Raw genomic sequence first — 19,962 nt, forward strand, 5'->3', positions numbered from 1 at the left:
GATTGGGATAAAATAGACTCTGTTGTAGTAAAAGGCACTATCAATAAGGTGGATTTCCAGACTTTATATAGTTGTTCACATCTAGGAAAACTGACTGTCCTTAATTTAGAGGGTGCGACAATAGAAGGTAACAGGATTCCTGATTATGCCCTTTTTTATCCTAATATTACGGATGACTATCTTAATATTCAACGTATTATTTTACCTGATAATATCGCGGAGATAGGAGAATGGGCTTTTTCAAATATGCGTCTCAAGAAAATAAATTTTCCTGCCTCTTTAAAAAAGTTCTCAGCGGGTTCGTTCTGCGGATGCCATTGGATGGAAGTAGATCCTCTTGTCATTCCTGAAGGTATTACGGAAATTCCATGGGAGTGTTTTGCCCATTGCCAGAGTTTTCGGAAACTGGTGCTACCCCAATCATTAAAAATATTAGATGGTTTTTCATTTTATAACACCCGAATGGATGAAATGAATCTTCCGGAAGGACTGGATTCTATCGGGAATTCAGCGTTTTGGAGTTCTTTCTTATTAAGGAGAGTTGTGCTTCCTGAAAGTGTAATTCATTTGGGAATAGGTGCTTTTGCAATGACAGATAGTTTGAGGAGTATAAATATTCCACTTGGCGTCACTGAAATTCCCGACTTGTTTTTAGCTTACAGCAATGAAATAGATACCATTATTATACCTGATGGAGTAACTAGGATTGGAAACTGTGCCTTTCAATTGGATTATGATTTAAATTATATCAAGCTGCCTAAAAAATTAAAAAGTATTGGTTTTTATGCTTTTGAAGCAACAAATGTTGTGGAATTTGTGTTTCCTGAAACCCTTGAATTGATAGAAGAAGGTGCATTTAATGGATTAAAATATCTTCAAAAAGTATATTGTATGGCTAAAACTCCTCCGATAGCTGAATTAGATCCTATTAATGATTATGATGGACCTTTCTATTGGTCTGGTAAAAATTGTACTCTTTATGTTCCTAAAGGTTCAGGCGATTTATATCGTAATGCTTCCGGTTGGCAGGATTTTCAGCAAGTAGTAGAAACCGATAATTTCCCTTCTTCCTGTGGAATAACCTTCGCGCCAAGCTGTACGGTCAGTATCTCCGATGGAGAGATTATAATAAACAATCCTACGGATATACCGACAAGAGTCAGTGTTTATGCGGTTAATGGAAATCTGGTTCGGCAAGAAAAAGTGGTCGGTACATTTGCTCTTACGGTTTCACCGGGGATTTATTTGGTGAAGGCAGGTCGGGAAACTGAAAAAGTGGTAGTGAAGTAAGCACTGAATGTCTTTTGCTAAAATAATATTTTAAAGAATGTAAGTTCTTTATTTTGAGGTGATTATTATTAAATGTATATTTGTATTAAATAAAAATATTAAACCATGCAACTTATGAAAGGGGGGATAAAATTTGTATGGTAGGTTCTTCTCATCTACTCGAATAAAAATATGAAATTACTATGACAAAACGTTCTTAATGATACAAAGCGTATGAAATTAAATAAATACATCTTTAGCTTACTATGCTTGTTGCTAATGACTTCACTGAGTGTTGCTCAATCTTATAAAGTTATCACTGTTCCCGCTCCGGGAGAATTGGATAATAATTTGGATGACGATTGGGATGAAATGGATTCGATTGTAGTAAAAGGTACTATAAATAAGGCGGATTTCAGAACATTATATAATTGTGCCCGTTTTGGAAAATTGACAGTGATCAATTTGGAATATGCGACTATTGAGAATAATACGATTCCGGAATATGCTCTTTATTATCCGGATGTGACATTTGATTTTCTTAATATACGACGGGTAATCTTGCCTGATAACGTAGTTGAAATTGGTCGATTTGCTTTTACTAATTCTCGTATTCAGGAGATTAATCTTCCAGCTTCTTTAAAGAAATTATCGGATGGTTTGTTTTGGCGTTGCGAGTGGTTTTCTGCAAATCCGCTTGTTATTCCGGAAGGTATCACAGAGATTCCAAACAATTGTTTTAGTGGTTGTAAGGCGTTTAAAAAACTTGTACTGCCACAGTCGTTGAAAAAGATAGGAGCTTGGGCTTTTTATGATACCCGAATGGAAGAAATGAATCTTCCGGAAGGTTTGGAAAACATAAGGGAATATGCATTCTTTGCGTTAAGAAGGTATGAAATTTTATGGAAGTAATTGAAAACTAAGAGTATTAAATCGTTTTTTTGCTATTGTAACCCTTGATAGGTTACGAATTAGCGCAATACAGAATGTTTAGGACTTCTGTGATTTGCATATTTCAAATAACTCTTCAATTACAAAGGTACGACTTATTTTGAAATCGCAAGCGATGTTCGGAGATAATTTTACTTACTTTTTCATCTATACCGATTCACTCATTTAAAGCGGCATAAAAGCCCGTATTTTCGTCTGAAAACCGTTACCCTCACAAGTTCAGGCAACCATTTTCAGACTACGGCACAGCCTAAAGAAATATCCCGTCTGCAAGCAGGTGCAAGCACCACATTGACAGACGGGACACTTCTTTCATACGGCTGTGCAAGCGGTAGCTTTTATGATTGTCACCCGCTTTCTCTTCAACGAGTGAAACACGATTCTTCCAGAACAGCTTCCTTTTACGTTTCTATTGTCCTTGCCATGAATACCCCTATGACCGACTTTGCGCCCAGCTCCAGCATTTTCCGCTTCATCTGAATCAGGCTTTGTCCGGTCGTAGTCACATCATCGCAAAGAATCACATCCTTTCCTTTGATATACTTTGCATTGAACTCTATATTTTCCAGTTTATCAGTACCTACCGTTCCTTTCAACTGCTCCCGGCTTTGGGCTATCCATATTGCCCTGAACCCGTCCTCAATCTTTAGGATATTCGACAATATCCGGCAGAATCTCGCATAACGCTGCACATTTCTTTCCCTCGTAGATGCAGGAATAGGAATCAGCACGGCGTTCTCTCGTATCTCTTGAAAGACCGGGAGCTGCTCAATACACAGCGAAAAAATCTTTGCCCACAGATACGGCTTCTCGCCATCTTTAAACGCATATACCGAATGCCTTGCCCGTTCCCGGTCTATATGAACCCGTCCGCAATGTGAAGGGAAATAGTCATGTATATAATAACAATCTGTTCCGTCAAGTTCCGTTTGCCCTTTGAATTTGCTGTTGTACAGAAAATACGACGGGACAGAAAAACTCTTGAAAAACACGAAATTCAGAATATCTTTCCACATCTGCCGCGTGTCATGGTCTTTCACCCGGTAGAAACATGATTCAAACGTATCTATGTCAGCCAGTCCGATACCGATCATCAAGTCCTTGTTAAACCGGCTTTCATGGATGATACACCAATTATGCTTTCCGCATACGTGTACCAGATCGCAATCATTCCTACGAAGGTAATAGAACTTATCCTCCTCGTCCTGCATAATCAGGAACTCGCCTTTTATCTCTTTCAACAGACATCGGCACATTTCTTCTCCCGGCGGCTCGTCCAGTTCTTCTTTATATTCTCGTGCTAAGGGAAGTTCGTAACTTTCTATCATAGGCTTATAAACATAGGGTTTTCCAAATATAGACTAAAACCGCCCGTTTGGAGAACAAAGGCAGCAGGAATATTTCTTTTTTAGTGTTTTTTCTCACTTCACTTTGGAAAGAGCTGCTTTTCGGACAGAGCGCAACTCATCTTTCTTATTTTCCTTTTCGTTTTTTGGGAAAATAGCAAGCTATCTCAATTTCACGGGAATAGCTTGCAACAATCTTGTTTTCAGATTTCTCCCCTTGCTTTCACTTACCATCACTCCATTTTATTCTTGAAGTTAACAAGTTGTTTGCAAGCAACTAACTTGTTGCGCGGGCAAAGATAAGTCAGGGTTTTACGGGCGTACCAAATTTTTTGTGTCACAATCTCCACACCTGCGCAAGCTCCGGGTAGTATTCTGCCAAAAAAATTTGGTTCTGTAAAACGCTCTGCCTTAAAGAAGCCCACGAAACAAGTCAGTTGCAACAACTCATTAACGCATAAAAAAAAAGTCGTGATTATGAAAGCAAGAAAAGAAAATACATTTAGAAACAATATCGTTGCTGCGAATCTATTCCCGCATAAATTATTGGGAATGGCGGCTCGGTTAGGGATGGCAGTTGTGAAAATGGTGGTGGTCGTTATCCTTTGGGCAGGTTATTTCATCCTCTCGCTGGTGGCAAATATCGCAGGTGGCATCATTCAGTTTGCAGTCGGCTGTATCATTGCTTTGGCTTCGGTGGCTGCTTTCTTCGGTCTTATCCTTTGGTTACTTACCCTTTAATACGATACGTTTATGGCAGCAGACAACACTCATGCAGTAGCGTTCACAGGACACAGGAAAGAGCGCATCTTACAAGTAAGCGGAAGTAATCCGTGTATTCTCGGACAGATACAACTTGCCGTCATTGAGCAGGTGGAAACATTGTATAAACAGGGATGCAGGACTTTTTATAACGGCATGGCGGAAGGCTTCGATTTATTGGCAGCGTCCGCAGTAACCGTTTGCAAGTGGAAGTACAACGACATCCGTTTGATAGCCGTTGTCCCGTTCCGTAACCAATCCGCACGTTACGAACCGTTGGATAAGATACAATATCAAATCCTGTTGAATGAAGCGGACGAAGTGATAATACTTTCCGAAAGCTATTACAGGGGGTGTTTCCACCGCAGGAACGATTATCTGACGGAACACGCCAGTGTAGTAATCGCCTATTGGGACGGCATATTCAAGGGAGGAACTTTCTACACCATCAAGAAAGCGCAGCAGGACAATAAACAGATTATCAACCTATTCAAATAATACAGCCTTATGAAACGATACAGCAAGACAGTAGCGCAGCAATGCAGATATTACGAAGTGGAGAACATCTACGAATACATGGTAGAAACCTATCTGAACGGCAATATCAGCACGTTACGGGAACTTTACAGGGAATTGTGTGCAGAAGCACGGAAAGAGTTTATCTCATACTGTTTCAGCGAGGTAAACCCGCAATACCTCATGGAGATTATTCAAGCAACCGTTTAACAACCTTTTAAAATGACAATCACAATGGAAATGAATACAAGCATAGAAAAGATACCTACATGGAGTCTGTGTTACCTCATAAACGATGATGCAACGGGACTGACGGATGAAGAAATCCGAATGATAGATAATTGGCTGAATAATTGGAAAGTGCAAACCGTTTCGCCCATGACGGACGAAGAAGGAAATGCACAGCCTTATTTCTCACATTGTCCCCTTTTCGGTTTACCTGCCGAAGTAGAGGACTGCAATATAATTTTCACGAATGACAACCCATCTAAAATTTAACATCATGGATACAACACCCCATTTCAAGAGAACGATACAAGCCTATTTGTCACAGCGTGCAGCGGAAGATATACTCTTCGCTGCCACCTATAAAAAGGCAGGGAAGAACATAAACGATTGCTGCACCTATATTCTGAACGAAGTACAGAAAAGCGGTTGTAATGGCTTCACGGACGGAGAAATCTATTCGATGGCAGTACACTACTATGACGAGGACAATATCGAAGTAGGCAAGCCGATAAACGCAAGAGTAACGGTCAATCATGTGGTGGAACTCACTTGCGAAGAAAAAGAGGAAGCACGCAAGCAAGCTATTGAAAGAGTGCAGAGGGAAGCCTATCAGAGAATGACGCAGCGCAAGCCCACAACCAAGAAAGAGAACAATAACACCAACGTACAAATGACATTATTCTAAAATTCCAAGATTATGAAACCGAGAACAGCACAGCAAAAACAGATAGCAGTATTAAGCAAAAGACTTAAACCTATCACCGGGAAACAAGTGGAATGGGCATACAACCATTGTTTTGAACATATTGCTTACCGTACAGCAAAGGACACCCTCACGTGTGGCGATTGCGGTCACACATGGAAAAGCGAAACCACGTTAGTAGATACCGTTTGCGGATGTACTTGTCCCTGTTGCGGAAAGGAACTAAAGGTAAATGACACACGCAAACGCACGTTTAAACAGTGCCTTTACTTCTGTGTCGTAACCACCTGCAAAGGCTTCCAAGTGGTGCGTATCGTGATGATTAAGGCAGAAAGCAAGAAAGGCAGGGCAACCGACTATTTTTATAGCGAAGTGGCGCAGCGGTGGATAATGCCTAATGGCAAGATTATCACGATGGCTAAGTTAAGAGGAATGGGGTTATATAAAGACTTATGGTGTTTCAACAGCGACATAGAGATACGACCGCACCATGAAATATACGACATTATTTCAAACTACGATTGCTATCCACGTGTGCGTGTCCTGCCGATATTCAAGCGCAACGGATTTAAGGGTAGTTTCCACAATGCCAGTCCCGTCAAATTCTTACAATCGCTTCTGAACGACAGCAAAGTCGAAACTTTGCTGAAAGCAGGACAACACGCCATATTACCTCATTTCGTACACTTTCCCCGTAAGATGGGAAGTCTTTGGAACTCCGTAAAAATCTGCGTCCGTAACGGATATATAATCAAAGATGCAACGATGTGGTGCGATTATATCGAACTGTTGAACCACTTCCACAAGGACACGCAGAACGCTAAATACGTATGCCCAACTGATTTGAAAACAGAGCACGACAATTTAGTGGCAATGCGTAACAGACAGCGGGAACGGCAGGAAAGGGAATGGGAACGCAGACGGGAAATTGAAAAGCAGGAAGCGATACGCAGGAAATTGGAACAGATGCAGGAGAATGAACGCATCTATGCCGAAATGAAAGCCAAGTATCTCGACATTGTTTTTTCGGATGGTGTACTCTGTATCCAAGTCCTTCAAAGCGTACAGGAATTTTACGAGGAAGGAAAGGCAATGCACCATTGCGTTTTTACGAACGATTATTTCAAGAAAACTGATTCTCTTATCCTTTCCGCACGTATCGGTGACAAACGGATAGAAACAATAGAAATCTCGTTGGAAACCCTGCAAATCGTTCAATCTCGTGGTATTAGAAATGAAGATACCCAATACCACAAACGGATAATAAACCTTGTAAATCGAAATATCCGTCTCATACAGCAACGGATGATGAACGCAGCATAATACAAACCTTTAAAATAGCAACATTATGGAAGTCAGATTTGAAACAATGCTTTGTATGTGGGATGATAAAATTCCCGAAATGCTCCTTACCCTTATCAATGTCATTACATTGACAAGGAACGAAGAAGAATTGAGAAATAGTATCAGAAAGTTTGCCGAAACAAACGAACTGGACAAATTCTTTGCTTACGGCTACGGCTCGCACCATTTTTGGTTACACCAACGCTATACGAGCAACCCCGACATGATTTTAGCCAACAGACTTTTGTCTGTACATTTTTAATTTTTTATTAATCGGACTGGCATAATAGCCAGTCCATAAAAACAGATAACATGGAAAAGTATTATTTCATTTTACACAGCGAAGAAAAGGGTACATGGCTATTGCAAATCTCATTCCCAACGGGTGATTATATTTCATCTTTCGTGAGCGAACTGAAGCAGGACGGTATCCGTATCTATGATTACGATGTGTATTCGGAAGAAACACGTGCAATAGCGGAAAGGTCATTGCAACACGCTAAAGATTTTTACGACAGAACATATCAATTCACCATAGAAGGAGAACCGATAGAAGTCACTCCGACAGAAATTCTTCAATATTATAAAGACAGCTATACTTTCAAAAATGAATACCGTTATGCCAAAGTGGTAGCGGGACGAAAGTTTGCCGATATGGATTGTACGGTAATGGTTGGCAAAGATGAATTTAACTCTTTTCTCGAAGGTGGAGATTTTAAGGAGGGCGAAAGTATGCGGTTCAAGTTTATGTTTCACGACCTTTGGAATGTTTATATTATCCGTAAAAGAGGCAAATACCAAGTTAAAGCCTATCAATCAGAAAGTCCGACAAAGTATATATACAATGCCAAGACAAAAGAAGAAGCCGTTCTTTATTGTCTGAATGGTTTCAAGCAGGAACAAATTATAAAATAAACGATTATGGCAACAGAAATGACTATTAACGGAGTAAGCACCTGCCAAACGGCAGGTACTGAAAAATACGAAAAATTCAGTTTCTCGCACAAACCGAGAAAGACCTATATCCAATACGATTACAGAGACGTGGACGGCACACTGTTTTCGACCGTCAAACCGACATTGGAAGAGTGCAGGAATAAGCGTGACGAATGGTTACGGACAAAAGCTAAGGAGGTGCAGAAATGACTGTTTTACAAGATTATATGCAAGGCGATAAGTTACAGCGGATAATAAATGATTGGTCTAAAGTAGCGGGAGAAACCATCACAGTGGAAGTCATGGAAGAAGATATTTATGCTTTCGGTTCAGAACTTGCCTGTTTGAGATTGGAGCACCATTTCAAGAAAGGTGTTTGTGAAACGGATGCAGCATACAGCGTAAATCTGCATACATGGTATTTCCTGCTAAGAAAGGTATATTCCAGGCAATAAAGCAAGCAGTCGGACGGTAAAAGCCGTCCGGCGGCTACTTTTGACAGTGAGCTAAGGCGGCACAAAAGTAGCAAAAAGCCCTTGTTCAAACCTCCGAAGGTTCGGAGGTTATTTTTTATGCCGTAAATATTAGATACGGCATTTGAACTTTATGCTAAAACGGTTCCTCCTTTTCTTTTGTTTCCACCAGCTCCACTTCACACCCCGCCCAATCATCTGCCCATCGCTGTAAAATCTCCAAATTGGTACACCACATTATATTAGTGGAGAAATCCTGACCGTTACAGTCCCGTTTCTCTGCCCAATCCGAATTTTCCACCTTGATATATTCGGTTGGTACACCTGCCTGTACATTTTGCAAAACTTTTTCTCCCCCGCCTATAATTTTATAAATTGTTGCCATGACTTTATGGTTTGTATTACTACCTACAAATATAAATATTTTACATAGTAACTGCCTGCTATATGCAAAAAAAACGGAGCGACTACCCGGTCGGGTAATCGCTCCGTTTCAATGGACATAGGAGTATTTTACAGTAACTTTTTCAGTTCCAGTTGGCAAAGAGTTTCCGTTTCCTGCTTCCATCTGCGACCCGTAACCAGATACACATATCCGATACAATGTTTTGGTACAGCAGTATCGGTCAGCATCCCCGCCGTCAGTTCCACTTCGTCGCCTACTTGCGGCACGCTCTCCAATCTCGTTTCAAGTACATATCCCGCTACTTCTATCGTCACTCTCACCATAACGCCTACCTTCTGAATCCTTTCCGCTTTTCCTGCTTCAACGGCTTGAAAGAGAACTCTTTCTTTTCCTTATCAAAGTACACTTTCTGATTTCTCAGCGTTCCGCCCGGTGTGATGAAGCGGTCTGCACGGAGTGTTCCTCCGTTATAGAGCCTTTTCACCTCTTCCACGTCGTACTTTTTGCCCGTTGCACCTTCCAGAGTTTTACTCAACGTATAAATGTTACAGCCCTTTTTTACGTGTTCGGGTATCACCTCCGGTCTTTTCTCAAAAAGCTGTGGATACAGCTTTTCCGCAACAAGGCAAATTTCCGGTGTCCGTTTCTGTTCCGGTATGTGCAGATATGACTGAAAGCTGTCTTTTCCCATGCCTGCCAGATATACTTTTTCCGTTTTCAAGTCCTCACGTACCGTTGTGTAGCTCAATGCCTGATTACCCGATACACTTACGGCTTGCATCGCCAGTTCTTCCGTCTGCAAATGTACCGGGATGCACGAAAGGCAGCACCCGTCATGTCCGACAAGAAACCCGGCAATCTCTTTATTGATAACTTCGGGACGCAACGTATGGGCAAGGTCAATCGCGTCAAGACTGTTAATGCTATCTTTCAGACCTTCCAGACAAACTTCCGGGTAAGGGATATAATTCAGGATGGCGCAATGGTCAAAACCCAAATCTTGTGTGGAAAAGAATGCCGTCCGGCACAATTCCGGCGTCTTCATTCCTTCCGGTACATGTTGCAGGTTATGCCCGTTCTCCTTTACAATGGCGTGGTATAAATCCGCTGTCAGTACATCCTTCGGAAGCGTTGCCAGCATTTCATCGTTATCGTTAAGAATATAAGGTAACAGATTCTTTAAAGCCTCGTGCGGTATTTCACGCAGCACTTCGGGTTTGCTCGACAACGCAATGCCGACAATCTCATAAGTAAGTGTCCCCTCATCCACATGCCGGATATTCTCCGCATCGGCATTAACCGCTTCCCAGCACACGTTTTCCGTCTTCCTTTCCGGTGGAAGGCTTAGGAAATACGACGGATTCTCCCGTATTGTCTCTCTGTCTTTTTTTTCTTGTGTCATATTATTCCTTCTCTGTTTTAATTGATAGTCCTATTTGCTCCACGTCCCCGTACATCCGGCTCAGTCTTTTGTCCGCCGTAAGGCTTTCAAAAACAATCTGTTTGGGCAAAACCTTATGGCACACATAACTTGAACCGAAAGGAACGCCACCCATATTGTTATACTGCATTTCATCGCTCTTATCACCATGCGAAAACTTTGCATAGTCAATCACTCGACACCCCCTTCCTCATCCTTCTTATCATTATTATTGAAATCGAACTCCATCTCAAAGGCTTGCCCGTTGTTATCTTCTATGACTACGATAAAATTCTGTGCTTCCGTACTTCCCGAAGTGTAGTACAACCGGAACTTTTCATTTTCCAACAGATAACGGTCATTAGGTTTAAACACAATACCGTTTTCTGTTTTCAGCGTTCCCGTCCCTTCAAATTGGAAAAAACGGATGGTATAAAGCGTATTCTTGTAGTCACCTTCCTTTTTCAGTTCGCAACGTATCTCTACTGTCTCCCCTTTGGCGACCTTATTCGGGACAGGCATCATTTCCACCGTAAACGCATAAGCCTGTTGCACGTCCAAATCATTATCACAAGCCACAAGGCAAAAAAGCGCGGCAAGCATACAGCCGCATACAAATAGGTTTGAAAATATCTTCTTCATTGCTTTTCTATTTTTTCAGATTGATAATTAGTTGATTATAAATTTCACGCCCGCACCGAACTGGAAACGGAAATGCCCTGACGAGCCACCCCACAGACAACGCTCCCGCACGTTTGCCAGCAAAGCCACCCGGTCTGCAACATAAATTTCCAAATCCAGCGTAACGGCTCCGCCATACACAAAAGCATCCTTTCCCGTCAGCCTTGCCCCGTCCGGTAAACTCTTGTCACCCCAATTCATGGTTTCATATCCCGCCAGTGCTGACCCGCCAATATAGAGGAAGAATATTTTCCGGGCATCCGAAAGGAAGTTATAAGAATAACCGCCTTCCATTGTAAACTGCGCTGTCGGAATGTAATCACTTTTATAGGGACTGTTACGCAAAAGGTATTCACCGCCGAACACCCATTTGTTACCCCCTTTGGTATAGGTAGAGAGTGCCGCACCGAAATAATATCCCGTTTCCGCCCGGTTAGTACCGGCATAGAAACCATCCGTCATTCCCGTTCTCAATTCAACGCCCTTCATCTTCGGAAGGCAGCGCTGGGCGTATGCCTGCCCTGCAAAGAGGGCAAGCATCGCTGTTAAAACCAATAGACACCGCTTCATGGTTACTGTACTTTTAGTTCATCAATCACTTTCGCACGCACGAGGTCCTCGTTCTCAATCACGAACGATTGATGCCTGCCCCCGTTTTTCTCATTCAGTTCCACTACAAGCTGTTTGTCATTGGGAATAGTGAATTTATCCATCGTGAACACCGTGCAGGCATTCTTTTTTCCTGCGATGCGGGTAACGTAGTTATAGGCACGTAGTGGGAAAATCACCTGCTCTTGAATGGCAGTACGCTTCATTACTTTTTTATCCACGATTTTAAACGTGATAAAATCCACGTCGAACGGCACATTGGAACTGTTCTTTATCTGCGTATGGAAATACAGCAACCCGTTATGCGTGTAGATACCTTTCAAAAGGTACTGGATACCGAACCTTTTGCTGCCGATATGTTTCACCTCTCTTTTGTCCTGCTTGTGGATGGACTTCATAATCAGGTGTACGAGCATCGGACTTTCGCTGCCGAGTTCTTTCAGGTAGATTTCCTGGGCATTGTTCGGACGGTTCACGCTACTGCCGTCATGGATAAAGTCGCACATTTCCACATTCAGAAGCAGCGGCTCTTGGGCATACTTCACGTTAAATGTGTAGAACGAACCGTCTTCGGTAATCACCGACATATTCGTTTCACTTTTGAAATTCTTCACCGTTGCTTTCACCCGGATCACGTTTTCCGCCCCGTCCGCTTTGCCTGCAATCAGGTCAGGCGATCCCAAATCTACATAACGCACCGCTGCCGGAAAAAGAATATGCACTGTCTTACCATACGTCACCTCCAGTCCGTGCGGTGGTATCATCTGACTAAAGGTCAGCTTGCGGGAGAGTCCGTGATACAAGTCCCCGTCTTCCCCTTGCAGGGAATACACATCTTTCTGTAAGGTCAGTTTCCCGCTTTCATCCGGCACGTCCGTTTCCGGCTGTTCCGTTGCTTCCTGAACACCCTCTTTGGAAACCTTCACTTCCGACACCTTCCGTACTTTTACCGTGCCGTTTCCTTCTGTTTTCACTTCCTGCGCTTTTACCGCACATACGCCCATAATCAGGGCGAACATCATTACAAAATACTTCTTCATTCTAATTGTGGATTTAGTGGTAAATAAAAAATGTTTAGATAATTCCGGTTTGTTTTCCAAACCGTTTTCTTTCTGTTCCTCTATCAATTTCAATACAGTTAAATTTGATTTATGTTACTTTTCCGGTTGGTACAGCATTACCTTGTACCCGGATTTCAGATGCACTTTCACCGCCCGCATCTTTTTGGCGATATACTGGCTTGCCCCCTGAATCACGCCCTTACCCAAATCCGAAGCGAGTTGCGCCCCGGCATCGGTAGAGATATTGATACTGCTCCCTAACGAACTTCCCATGTTGGCAGCCACTTCTTTGGCTGCACTCACTTCCATTGAGTTCGGAATAAAAATACCTTCCTGCCCGTCACTGTCGAAAACCGCCAATTCTACGGGTACAATCGTGCCGTTGTATTCCAGCGAACTGATTGCCACTTCCAGCCGTTCGCCCTGCACCTTCGCCGCACCTACGATAATGGCGTTGCGGGGAATCAACATATCCGCTACTTCCACCTGTTCCAGCAGGCGCATCCGTACCGATTGCCCGTCCATGACGGTCTGGTTCCCATGCACGCACGCCGAAATGGTATTCTTTTCCGATACCGCCGCCGTACCGACGGCAGTGTGAAAGTCATAGTTCCGTTCACCGGAACAAGCCGCCAGAAATTCCGCATGGCTCATCGGCTGCGGGAGTGCCGTTACAACGTCACGTTCCACCTGCGACACGGCTGCGACACCGGCTTTCCCGTTCACAAGGCTACCGTTCCGCTTCTTTTCTGCGCGTGCCCGTTCTTCGTCCTTTCCTTTCTTGTCGTCCTGATTGTTCTCCGGCATATACTTCGCCGCAAGCTGGTACGACTTCTCCATCAACGCCATCTGGTCGTCAACGGTCGGCGCTCCGTTTTCCCGTGCTGCTTGTTGTGTTTCCAGTTCCTCTATCCGGCGGAGCAACTCTTCTTTTTCGTTATCCTCTTGCGGTTGCTCGTAGAAATTTCCCAATGTGCGGTTAATGTCCCGGTATGCCGTAGCGGAAGATTGCACACTTGATGTCCCGCCTGCATAGCTGCCTGCCTTGCTGTGTGGCTCGGAGGAAAGCAGGTCATATTCCTCGTTTTCTTCCGTCGGTGTACTGCTTTCATCTGCCGCAAAGAGTGAAGCCAAATCTTGCATCTGACGGTTGCGGGATTTTTGCTTGTCTTCCAGTTGCGCCAGTTCATAAGCCTTCTGCTTATCACCGATAATGCCTCCGTTTTCGGGTGAAGGCATTTCGATATTAAAGCCTTGTCCCAGCTTCTCTTTCTCCTTATCCTTCTCGGACGGTGCAAAAATCAGCCACATCGAGCCGAGAAAGAGAAGTCCCATAGCCGGAAACACAATCATCTTGTTTCGCCGGATGCGCTGCGCTTCGGTCAGTGGCTTTTTACCTTCCGGCTTTTCATCGGGCTTACTGCCTGCATCCTTTTTCTTTAATAGTTCTTTCAAATTCATATTCATTTCGTATTACGGTTAAAAAGTTGGTTTTCTTTGCTTGGACGGCTGTCCCCGTTGGGAAAGTCCTTCCTGTTGTCTATTACTCATCCCTTCATCCTGCTTCGGAGCATCCTTGTTTCTTCTGTATTCCAGATAAGAGAGCTTGTCACCAATCCGTTCACCTTCGTGGGAGGCTTCAAACCGGAGTACGTTTTCCTGCTGTGACGTGAGGAAATCGAAATGCTCCTTCAAATCCGGTTCACCCTGCCGCCTCTGTTCAATCTTTCCGATTGCATCGAAAAAAACGTCCAGTCCGTACCTCAACTGGAAATTCCTGTCCGGTACGGCATACTCGCCCCAATGTCGGTTAGTGATAATATCCAGCATTTCCTTATCGTTGCGAAGTGCATCCAAAGGATTGTCCGGCACTTTTCCCTCCGAAATACCTTGTGCATGAGAGCTTGCCATCTGCCGGATATTCTCTTCCACCTTATCCGCTTTCTCTTTCAGTGAAGCCATCGAATAAAAGTTGTCCGCCAGTGCCTCTTCCGCACGCAGGTGGAGCAGACTACTCACCTTCTGATACGAATCCGACAACCCGTAACGGATTTTTACATAGTCCGAAGGCTCGCCCTTTCCCGCAGCCGTACGGCGTAATTCATCCCGGTCATATCCCCGCCTTACCCGGTCGAGCACCCCGGTAGCGGTCCGTAACTCTTCCGGCGTGGGGATGGGCAGGTTCGCTCCCGTAAAGCGGACCGAATGTTCATGCCGCATCACCGTGTAATAGGCATTTATAAGGTGCAACGGAGATACCTCTTTGTTTTTTCCCCCCGGAATAATCCCCGTTTCTTGTCCGTGACGGGTGATGTTCAGTTGTGTAATCAGACTGCCCAGTAGCGGATTTACCGTTTCCCCGACATTGCAAAGAAGTGGAGCTTTGGCAATCTGTTCCGTCCATTCTCTTATCAACTGCACGTTGTCACGGTTCAAACGTACCAGGTCACACAAGGGAAGGTAATCTTTCCGCCTGAAAGCATCCGTAAACAACGGTTCGTTCAGGAACCGTTCGTAGGGAAGCATCGGTTTTCCACCCGTCATCCGGGAGATACGCATATCCAGATGTGCGTATGCCTTTGCTATACGCACCAGCCGTTCTTCCTTTGTCTCTCTCGGCAGCACATCGAAAGCATTGCAGGGTGCGGAAATACGGAGATAGCTGTCCGAATCCGGCTGGGCGGAAAACAGCCGCAATATCTCCCGGTCGTGCTTCATCCCCATGACGAAAGTCAACGGCAGCTTGTTTGCAAACTCCTTTTCCAGAATGTCCGCAGCCTTGCCTGACAGTACCCGTTTAAAGTTCCCCTCCGGATTCAACCGTTTATGGGGCGAATACTCTTCTTTCAGGTTATACCGCAGTTTCACATACTCCGATGGCTCTATGCCGATGATCGCCAGCATTGCCAGTTCCTCTGCGTCTTGTTCCTTCCGGCATTCGTTCAGTATCCGTTTGGCGGAATACACCTCATTGCGTTCCGGTAGGGGCACTTTACAGTCCCGGTGGGTGTTGCCGTACTCATTCAGCATAAACGTGTGCATAGCAATCATCCGGTGAAGGGTTCCGGTATTTTCCGTAGGCGTATAAACAAGCCGTACGCCTGTCTTCAACGCATAGTCTGTATTCTTCAGGCTCTCCATCATCGCCAGCACGTCCCGGTTCGCCGCATCTTCAGGCGTACGTATCAGGTTTTGTGCCGCCAGATGTTCCGTCATACGTTGGACAATGGACGGAGCATAGCGGTACTTATCGAACAACCCTTTCATACTCTCGAAATCCCGCATCTTTGCCGGTAGCACAATCTGCTCCGCCAGCCTCTCCATCCGGTCGTTTGCCTTCCGTTCACGCCTTGCATCCTGCCACTGCCGTATCGTTTGGAATAATCCCATAATCATAGAATTTATAAAGATCCTGTATGCTATCCCCACGCTCCGGGCGCAGGTCTAAATCCCGGATATGCTCTATTTCCAAAAAATCCTTTTCCGCATCCCGCCTGCCCATGTTATAAATGGAACTGATGGTCATGTAAACGGAAAGAAAACTGAAAGAAAGAAGCATCGTAAGTATCACCGCCAGTCTTTTGCCCGGTGTCAGCCGTCCGCACATGCGACGCAGCCATTGGTCGAACAGATCTGATAATTTCCGTATCATAAGCCTATCGTTTTAAGGTTTGTAAATCTTTGTTTTCCAATATGGTGAACCCCTCTATCGTAAATCCGTTCGGGTTGTCGTCCGAACGACTTGCGTTCAGCAGGCGGCACGTTGTCACAAGGCTTCGTTCGGTGACATTGCTCTGCCGGATAATCATCTGTCGGGCATAGGTACTGACCTCATAGGGGTAACGGTCGAAATTGCACAGCACGCTGTCCACTTGCAGCACTTGGTTAATATTTCCGGCTATCAGTCGGTTATAATACCCTTTCTCGGCAAAATCGGCATAATAGTTATACGCACTCTTGTCCGCCAGCAACAGCGCACGTTTCACGTTGTGCTCTATTGCGCTCTTCTCCGGTGAAAGGGTAAAGAACAGCTCGTGAAAACGGCGTACATGTTCCCTTGCTTCGGCAGGACGGTTTTGGGAAAGGTCCTGCGACAAGGCGAGCATTAGGCTCTTGCCGCCGTCCAATACATAAATTTTTTCCCGTTGCTTCTCCGCGAAGGCGAAAGAACTCCATACGGAATAAATCACGATTGCGGCGCACATCGTTACGAACACGATACCGAACAGGCGTATCTGCCTGAACGACGTCTCTATATTTTTCAAACTTTTAAATTCCATCTCTTCATTGTTTTAATGTTTTAGGAGGTCGCCCGACCCGTTGTGGAAAGCAAGGCAACTCGTACTTCCGAGCCGGACGACTTTTTTCTCCGCTTTATTTCTTGCCGAAAATCTTGCCGATACCCTTTTTGGCGAAGCGTCCGGCAGCCATCGCGCCGCGTCCCACGCGTCCGCCTACGTTTCCGGCTACTGCTCCCGCAATGCCACCGGCTAATGCCCCGGCAGTGTTCACGTGACGGTTGTAATTACCCGTACCACCACCGGCTTGTATAATCCAGCCTGCCACTGTCGGTATGGTGAAATAACCGAGGATACCGATAATCATAAACACGATATACACCCCGTCGCTCGAATCCAGCGAGAAATTCGGATCGTTCTGCATCCTTTCGATGTCGCCCTGCAACATCAGCACTTGGATGCGTGCAAGTATCGAACTGAACAGGTCCGACACCGGAAGCCACAAATAAATCTGTATATATCGGCTGAACCATTGCGTAAGTGTACTTTGAAACCCGTCCCACACTGCTATCCCGAAAGCTATCGGTCCGAGTATGGACAGCACCACGAGGAAGAAGGTGCGTAAAGTATCGATCAGCAGGGCGGAAGCGGCGAACATCAGTTCCAACGCCTCACGCATCAAGTCACGTACCCACTTTTTCATCTGGTACATTTTCCGGTCGAGATACATCTTCGTCATGGTCCACACATCTCCCGGTGACCAGCCGAGGTCTTCCAGTTGCTTGTCGTATTCTTCCTGCGACACCAGATAAGCCGTTTCAGGATTACGCATATTGATTTCATATTCCAGCTTGTCCTTTTGCTCCTGATATTTCTGCATATCCATCGTCTGACCGTCCAGCAACTTGTTCGTACCTTGTACGACAGGACTTAATACCGCATTAAGCGTCCCCAGTACGACAGTGGGAAAGAACAGGATGCAAAAGCCTATCACGAACGGGCGTAACATCGGATAAACGTCAATCGGTTCGGCACGTGCCAACGACTGCCACACACGCATCGCCACATAAAACAGCGCTCCCAAACCGGCAATACCCTTTGCCACACCTGTCATATCCGTACACAGGGGCATCATCTCCGTGTAGAGATTACGCAGAAGTACATGGAGATTATCAAATTCTATTGTAAGCAACATCATGGGCTACCAGTATTTTTCGTTGGCATTTCCATAAAGCGCAAGCACCCTTTGGGTATCTTGTTTCTTTTTCGCACGCAGGTACGACACCGAAATATTTTTATTGGTGTAGTACGTCACCAGATTACGGTAATTCTTCATGGATTGGTAACAGCGGTCCACCACGTCCATACGGTCTTTGTCCGTCATGGAAAGAGTGGTGATGTTCACCACATTCTTCATATCCGTCAGCACGTTGTTGCTCTCTTCCAATAGTTTGGTATATCCGTAGGCGATAGCCGACAACTCTTCCGGCGTGAAATTCTCGTCATGCAGCATCTTCTGGAAGCTGTTCACATAGATGTCCGTAATATCGCCTACCATCAGGATTACTTGCTGCACCTTTCTCGCATCCTTTACCAGATTGTTTACTGATTTCAGTGCGTCGTAGTACTTTTTTCCCTGCTCGTAAATCTTTACGGTTTCCTGAAAGTTCGACACCATATTGGTTGCCGTTTTGGAAGTATGCATAATGTTGTTGGAAGCATTGATAATGCTTTGGGCGAAGTTTCCCGGATCGGTCACAACCCATTGTGCGTTTGCCTTATTGCAAAAGCACAATACACAGGTCAATAGCATAAATAATAGTCTTTTCATAATCTTTCTTTTACATTCATTTAATGGTTTCTGAACTCTTGTTGAAAAAATCCGTTTGGTTCCCGTACTGATACCATCCTTCCCGGTACTCCCGTGAAAACACATCCATCTTACGGCAACCGGGATACAAGGTGTCGATCATCCGGTAGCAGAAATCGGGCTTGCGGCTGTGCTGCCTGCTCCTTTCCTCGAATACCGTAGTGAACTTTCCTCGCTGCTCTGTCGCAATGGGCGGTAGCCTGCCTTTATAATACCAGATAAGGTATTCATGAGAGAAGCGGACCGTAAAGGCGGGAGCGATACCGTTCATCTTGTTCCATATCATCCGGCAGTGCCGTTTATAGCCTCGTTGCTGCATCTCATGCTCGCAGGAAATAAGAAACTGCTCGATAGTCCACATGAACACGCAATGTTCCTCTTCTGCCTGCGGAAAGATGTCCTTATCCAGAAGGACAAAAATATCATCCACGCTCATGGTCGGATAGTCAAGCTCCCGCCCCTGATTCTTCCTCGTTTTCCGCAAACCGCCTTTTCTTAGTTGCCATGCCGGATCAATCACAAACACGCCGATTCTATTCATCCTTTTCTTTTATCCTTACATAATCCCCGTTAGGCGAGAAGGTAATTACGTCCGTCGCCGCATTATATGACACGTCAACGCGGAACCCCGTATGGATAAACAGGTTACCGTTCTCTTCCTGCAACAGATAGGTTTGCGGCTTCATCTTCCGGCGCATCCTCGTCCGGCTGAATACCGTAATCTTGTAGGCATCTCCTTCGCGGTAAATCAGCACGTCGGGTTTCCCTTCCACGCTTTCCCAATTTCCACAAAGTTTGTCCCGGTCTGTGCTTTTCACATCGGTGCAGGCTTGTAGCATGATAGTCGCAACGCCTATCAGGTAGCTGCTCATAAGCAGTAATTGTTTTCTATTGAAATTCATTGTCTCATTTTTTAGGATTTAATTTGAATGGATTTGATTTTCAGCCAAGCAGTTTACAATCCGCCGGATGGCTATTGCCCGTTCCTGCGTTCTTCCGCCAGCCTCTTGATAGCCGCTTCGATATTACCGCCCAGCTTATCGGCAAGGGCATATACCTCTACCTTTTCCGTTTCTTCGGTCGTGTACGCGTAGGCTAAGTACCCAACGCCTTGTCATATTTCTATGATAGGTTTCCGAGTACTCGCCT

Annotated in this window: 28 protein-coding genes; 12 read left to right on the forward strand and 16 right to left on the reverse strand. The window is 44.8% G+C overall.

Translation table 11 applies throughout. The features are described 5' to 3' along the window. Window positions 1–1,290 (forward strand): leucine-rich repeat domain-containing protein (locus tag DXB63_RS17055; protein WP_122127593.1); only part of this gene is annotated, 1,290 nt, incomplete at its 5' end. A 213-nt stretch (window positions 1,291–1,503) separates the two neighbouring features. Next, window positions 1,504–2,181, forward strand: a complete 678-nt coding sequence (locus DXB63_RS17060) for a leucine-rich repeat domain-containing protein (RefSeq protein WP_122127594.1) — start codon at window positions 1,504–1,506, stop codon at window positions 2,179–2,181. A gap of 440 nt (window positions 2,182–2,621) precedes the next feature. Here DXB63_RS17060 and DXB63_RS17065 read toward each other — a convergent pair whose 3' ends face one another. Continuing rightward, window positions 2,622–3,548 carry a ComF family protein gene (locus DXB63_RS17065; protein WP_122127595.1) on the reverse strand — a complete coding sequence of 309 codons (927 nt, stop codon included), beginning with the start codon at window positions 3,546–3,548 and terminating at the stop codon, window positions 2,622–2,624. A 495-nt stretch (window positions 3,549–4,043) separates the two neighbouring features. Between DXB63_RS17065 and DXB63_RS17070 the strand changes: the two genes are divergently transcribed. From DXB63_RS17070 to DXB63_RS17115, 10 genes are read left to right on the forward strand one after another with little or no spacing between them, the layout of a single operon-like run. Then, window positions 4,044–4,307 (forward strand): hypothetical protein, encoded by a 264-nt coding sequence (locus DXB63_RS17070; RefSeq protein ID WP_122127596.1) that lies wholly within the window; start codon window positions 4,044–4,046, stop codon window positions 4,305–4,307. A gap of 12 nt (window positions 4,308–4,319) precedes the next feature. Beyond that, window positions 4,320–4,826 (forward strand): SLOG family protein, encoded by a 507-nt coding sequence (locus DXB63_RS17075; protein ID WP_122127597.1) that lies wholly within the window; start codon window positions 4,320–4,322, stop codon window positions 4,824–4,826. A 9-nt stretch (window positions 4,827–4,835) separates the two neighbouring features. Next, complete coding sequence (locus DXB63_RS17080) at window positions 4,836–5,054, forward strand: hypothetical protein (RefSeq protein WP_122127598.1); 219 nt, start codon at window positions 4,836–4,838, stop codon at window positions 5,052–5,054. Between the two features lie 30 nt (window positions 5,055–5,084). Next, the gene (locus DXB63_RS17085; protein WP_122127616.1) at window positions 5,085–5,342 is read left to right on the forward strand and encodes a hypothetical protein; all 258 of its coding nucleotides are present in this window, start codon (window positions 5,085–5,087) and stop codon (window positions 5,340–5,342) included. Window positions 5,343–5,346: 4 nt separating this feature from the next. Continuing rightward, window positions 5,347–5,757, forward strand: a complete 411-nt coding sequence (locus DXB63_RS17090) for a PcfK-like family protein (protein WP_122127599.1) — start codon at window positions 5,347–5,349, stop codon at window positions 5,755–5,757. Between the two features lie 12 nt (window positions 5,758–5,769). Continuing rightward, on the forward strand, window positions 5,770–7,098 hold the full coding sequence (locus tag DXB63_RS17095; RefSeq protein ID WP_122127600.1) for a PcfJ domain-containing protein: 1,329 nt from the start codon (window positions 5,770–5,772) through the stop codon (window positions 7,096–7,098). A gap of 25 nt (window positions 7,099–7,123) precedes the next feature. After that, entirely contained in the window at window positions 7,124–7,381 is a 258-nt protein-coding gene (locus DXB63_RS17100; protein WP_122127601.1) for a hypothetical protein, read from the forward strand. Between the two features lie 50 nt (window positions 7,382–7,431). Next, on the forward strand, window positions 7,432–8,034 hold the full coding sequence (locus tag DXB63_RS17105; RefSeq protein WP_122127602.1) for a hypothetical protein: 603 nt from the start codon (window positions 7,432–7,434) through the stop codon (window positions 8,032–8,034). A 6-nt stretch (window positions 8,035–8,040) separates the two neighbouring features. Then, on the forward strand, window positions 8,041–8,265 hold the full coding sequence (locus DXB63_RS17110; protein ID WP_122127603.1) for a DUF3873 family protein: 225 nt from the start codon (window positions 8,041–8,043) through the stop codon (window positions 8,263–8,265). After that, window positions 8,262–8,510, forward strand: a complete 249-nt coding sequence (locus DXB63_RS17115) for a hypothetical protein (protein WP_122348333.1) — start codon at window positions 8,262–8,264, stop codon at window positions 8,508–8,510. The genes DXB63_RS17110 and DXB63_RS17115 overlap by 4 nt, the downstream gene beginning before the upstream one ends. Window positions 8,511–8,664: 154 nt before the next feature. Here DXB63_RS17115 and DXB63_RS17120 read toward each other — a convergent pair whose 3' ends face one another. The 15 genes from DXB63_RS17120 to DXB63_RS17190 form a co-directional block, all read right to left on the reverse strand. Further along, on the reverse strand, window positions 8,665–8,913 hold the full coding sequence (locus DXB63_RS17120) for a hypothetical protein (protein ID WP_122127605.1): 249 nt from the start codon (window positions 8,911–8,913) through the stop codon (window positions 8,665–8,667). 128 nt (window positions 8,914–9,041) lie between these two features. Further along, entirely contained in the window at window positions 9,042–9,257 is a 216-nt protein-coding gene (locus DXB63_RS17125; protein ID WP_122127606.1) for a hypothetical protein, read from the reverse strand. Between the two features lie 5 nt (window positions 9,258–9,262). Further along, window positions 9,263–10,336, reverse strand: coding sequence for a hypothetical protein (locus DXB63_RS17130; RefSeq protein ID WP_122127607.1), 1,074 nt, complete (start codon window positions 10,334–10,336; stop codon window positions 9,263–9,265). Window position 10,337: 1 nt separating this feature from the next. Beyond that, window positions 10,338–10,505 carry a hypothetical protein gene (locus tag DXB63_RS18310; protein ID WP_233522890.1) on the reverse strand — a complete coding sequence of 56 codons (168 nt, stop codon included), beginning with the start codon at window positions 10,503–10,505 and terminating at the stop codon, window positions 10,338–10,340. 41 nt (window positions 10,506–10,546) lie between these two features. Further along, on the reverse strand, window positions 10,547–10,996 hold the full coding sequence (locus tag DXB63_RS17140) for a DUF3872 domain-containing protein (protein WP_122127608.1): 450 nt from the start codon (window positions 10,994–10,996) through the stop codon (window positions 10,547–10,549). Window positions 10,997–11,023: 27 nt separating this feature from the next. After that, window positions 11,024–11,605 (reverse strand): conjugal transfer protein TraO, encoded by a 582-nt coding sequence (locus tag DXB63_RS17145; protein ID WP_122127609.1) that lies wholly within the window; start codon window positions 11,603–11,605, stop codon window positions 11,024–11,026. A gap of 2 nt (window positions 11,606–11,607) precedes the next feature. Next, a complete protein-coding gene (gene traN, locus DXB63_RS17150) occupies window positions 11,608–12,684 on the reverse strand; it encodes a conjugative transposon protein TraN (RefSeq protein WP_122127617.1) in 1,077 nt (358 codons plus the stop codon). 114 nt (window positions 12,685–12,798) lie between these two features. After that, window positions 12,799–14,166 carry a conjugative transposon protein TraM gene (traM, locus tag DXB63_RS17155; protein WP_122127618.1) on the reverse strand — a complete coding sequence of 456 codons (1,368 nt, stop codon included), beginning with the start codon at window positions 14,164–14,166 and terminating at the stop codon, window positions 12,799–12,801. A gap of 18 nt (window positions 14,167–14,184) precedes the next feature. After that, complete coding sequence (locus tag DXB63_RS17160) at window positions 14,185–16,095, reverse strand: hypothetical protein (protein ID WP_122127610.1); 1,911 nt, start codon at window positions 16,093–16,095, stop codon at window positions 14,185–14,187. Then, window positions 16,049–16,357 carry a TraL conjugative transposon family protein gene (locus DXB63_RS17165; protein WP_122127611.1) on the reverse strand — a complete coding sequence of 103 codons (309 nt, stop codon included), beginning with the start codon at window positions 16,355–16,357 and terminating at the stop codon, window positions 16,049–16,051. Before DXB63_RS17165 ends, DXB63_RS17160 begins: the two co-directional genes overlap by 47 nt. Window positions 16,358–16,361: 4 nt before the next feature. Continuing rightward, entirely contained in the window at window positions 16,362–16,985 is a 624-nt protein-coding gene (gene traK / locus DXB63_RS17170; protein ID WP_122127612.1) for a conjugative transposon protein TraK, read from the reverse strand. Window positions 16,986–17,079: 94 nt separating this feature from the next. Next, window positions 17,080–18,126, reverse strand: a complete 1,047-nt coding sequence (gene traJ, locus DXB63_RS17175) for a conjugative transposon protein TraJ (RefSeq protein ID WP_122127619.1) — start codon at window positions 18,124–18,126, stop codon at window positions 17,080–17,082. Window positions 18,127–18,144: 18 nt separating this feature from the next. Continuing rightward, window positions 18,145–18,774: a DUF4141 domain-containing protein gene (locus DXB63_RS17180; protein ID WP_199604237.1), complete on the reverse strand. Its 630-nt coding sequence runs from the start codon at window positions 18,772–18,774 to the stop codon at window positions 18,145–18,147. A 16-nt stretch (window positions 18,775–18,790) separates the two neighbouring features. Next, the gene (locus DXB63_RS17185) at window positions 18,791–19,354 is read right to left on the reverse strand and encodes an MT-A70 family methyltransferase (protein WP_122127614.1); all 564 of its coding nucleotides are present in this window, start codon (window positions 19,352–19,354) and stop codon (window positions 18,791–18,793) included. Continuing rightward, window positions 19,347–19,715: a DUF3876 domain-containing protein gene (locus tag DXB63_RS17190; RefSeq protein WP_122127615.1), complete on the reverse strand. Its 369-nt coding sequence runs from the start codon at window positions 19,713–19,715 to the stop codon at window positions 19,347–19,349. The genes DXB63_RS17185 and DXB63_RS17190 overlap by 8 nt, the downstream gene beginning before the upstream one ends. Between the last annotated feature and the right edge of the window lie 247 nt (window positions 19,716–19,962).

Origin of the sequence: Bacteroides sp. OM05-12 (genome assembly GCF_003438995.1) — a bacterium.
Classification (GTDB): domain Bacteria; phylum Bacteroidota; class Bacteroidia; order Bacteroidales; family Bacteroidaceae; genus Bacteroides.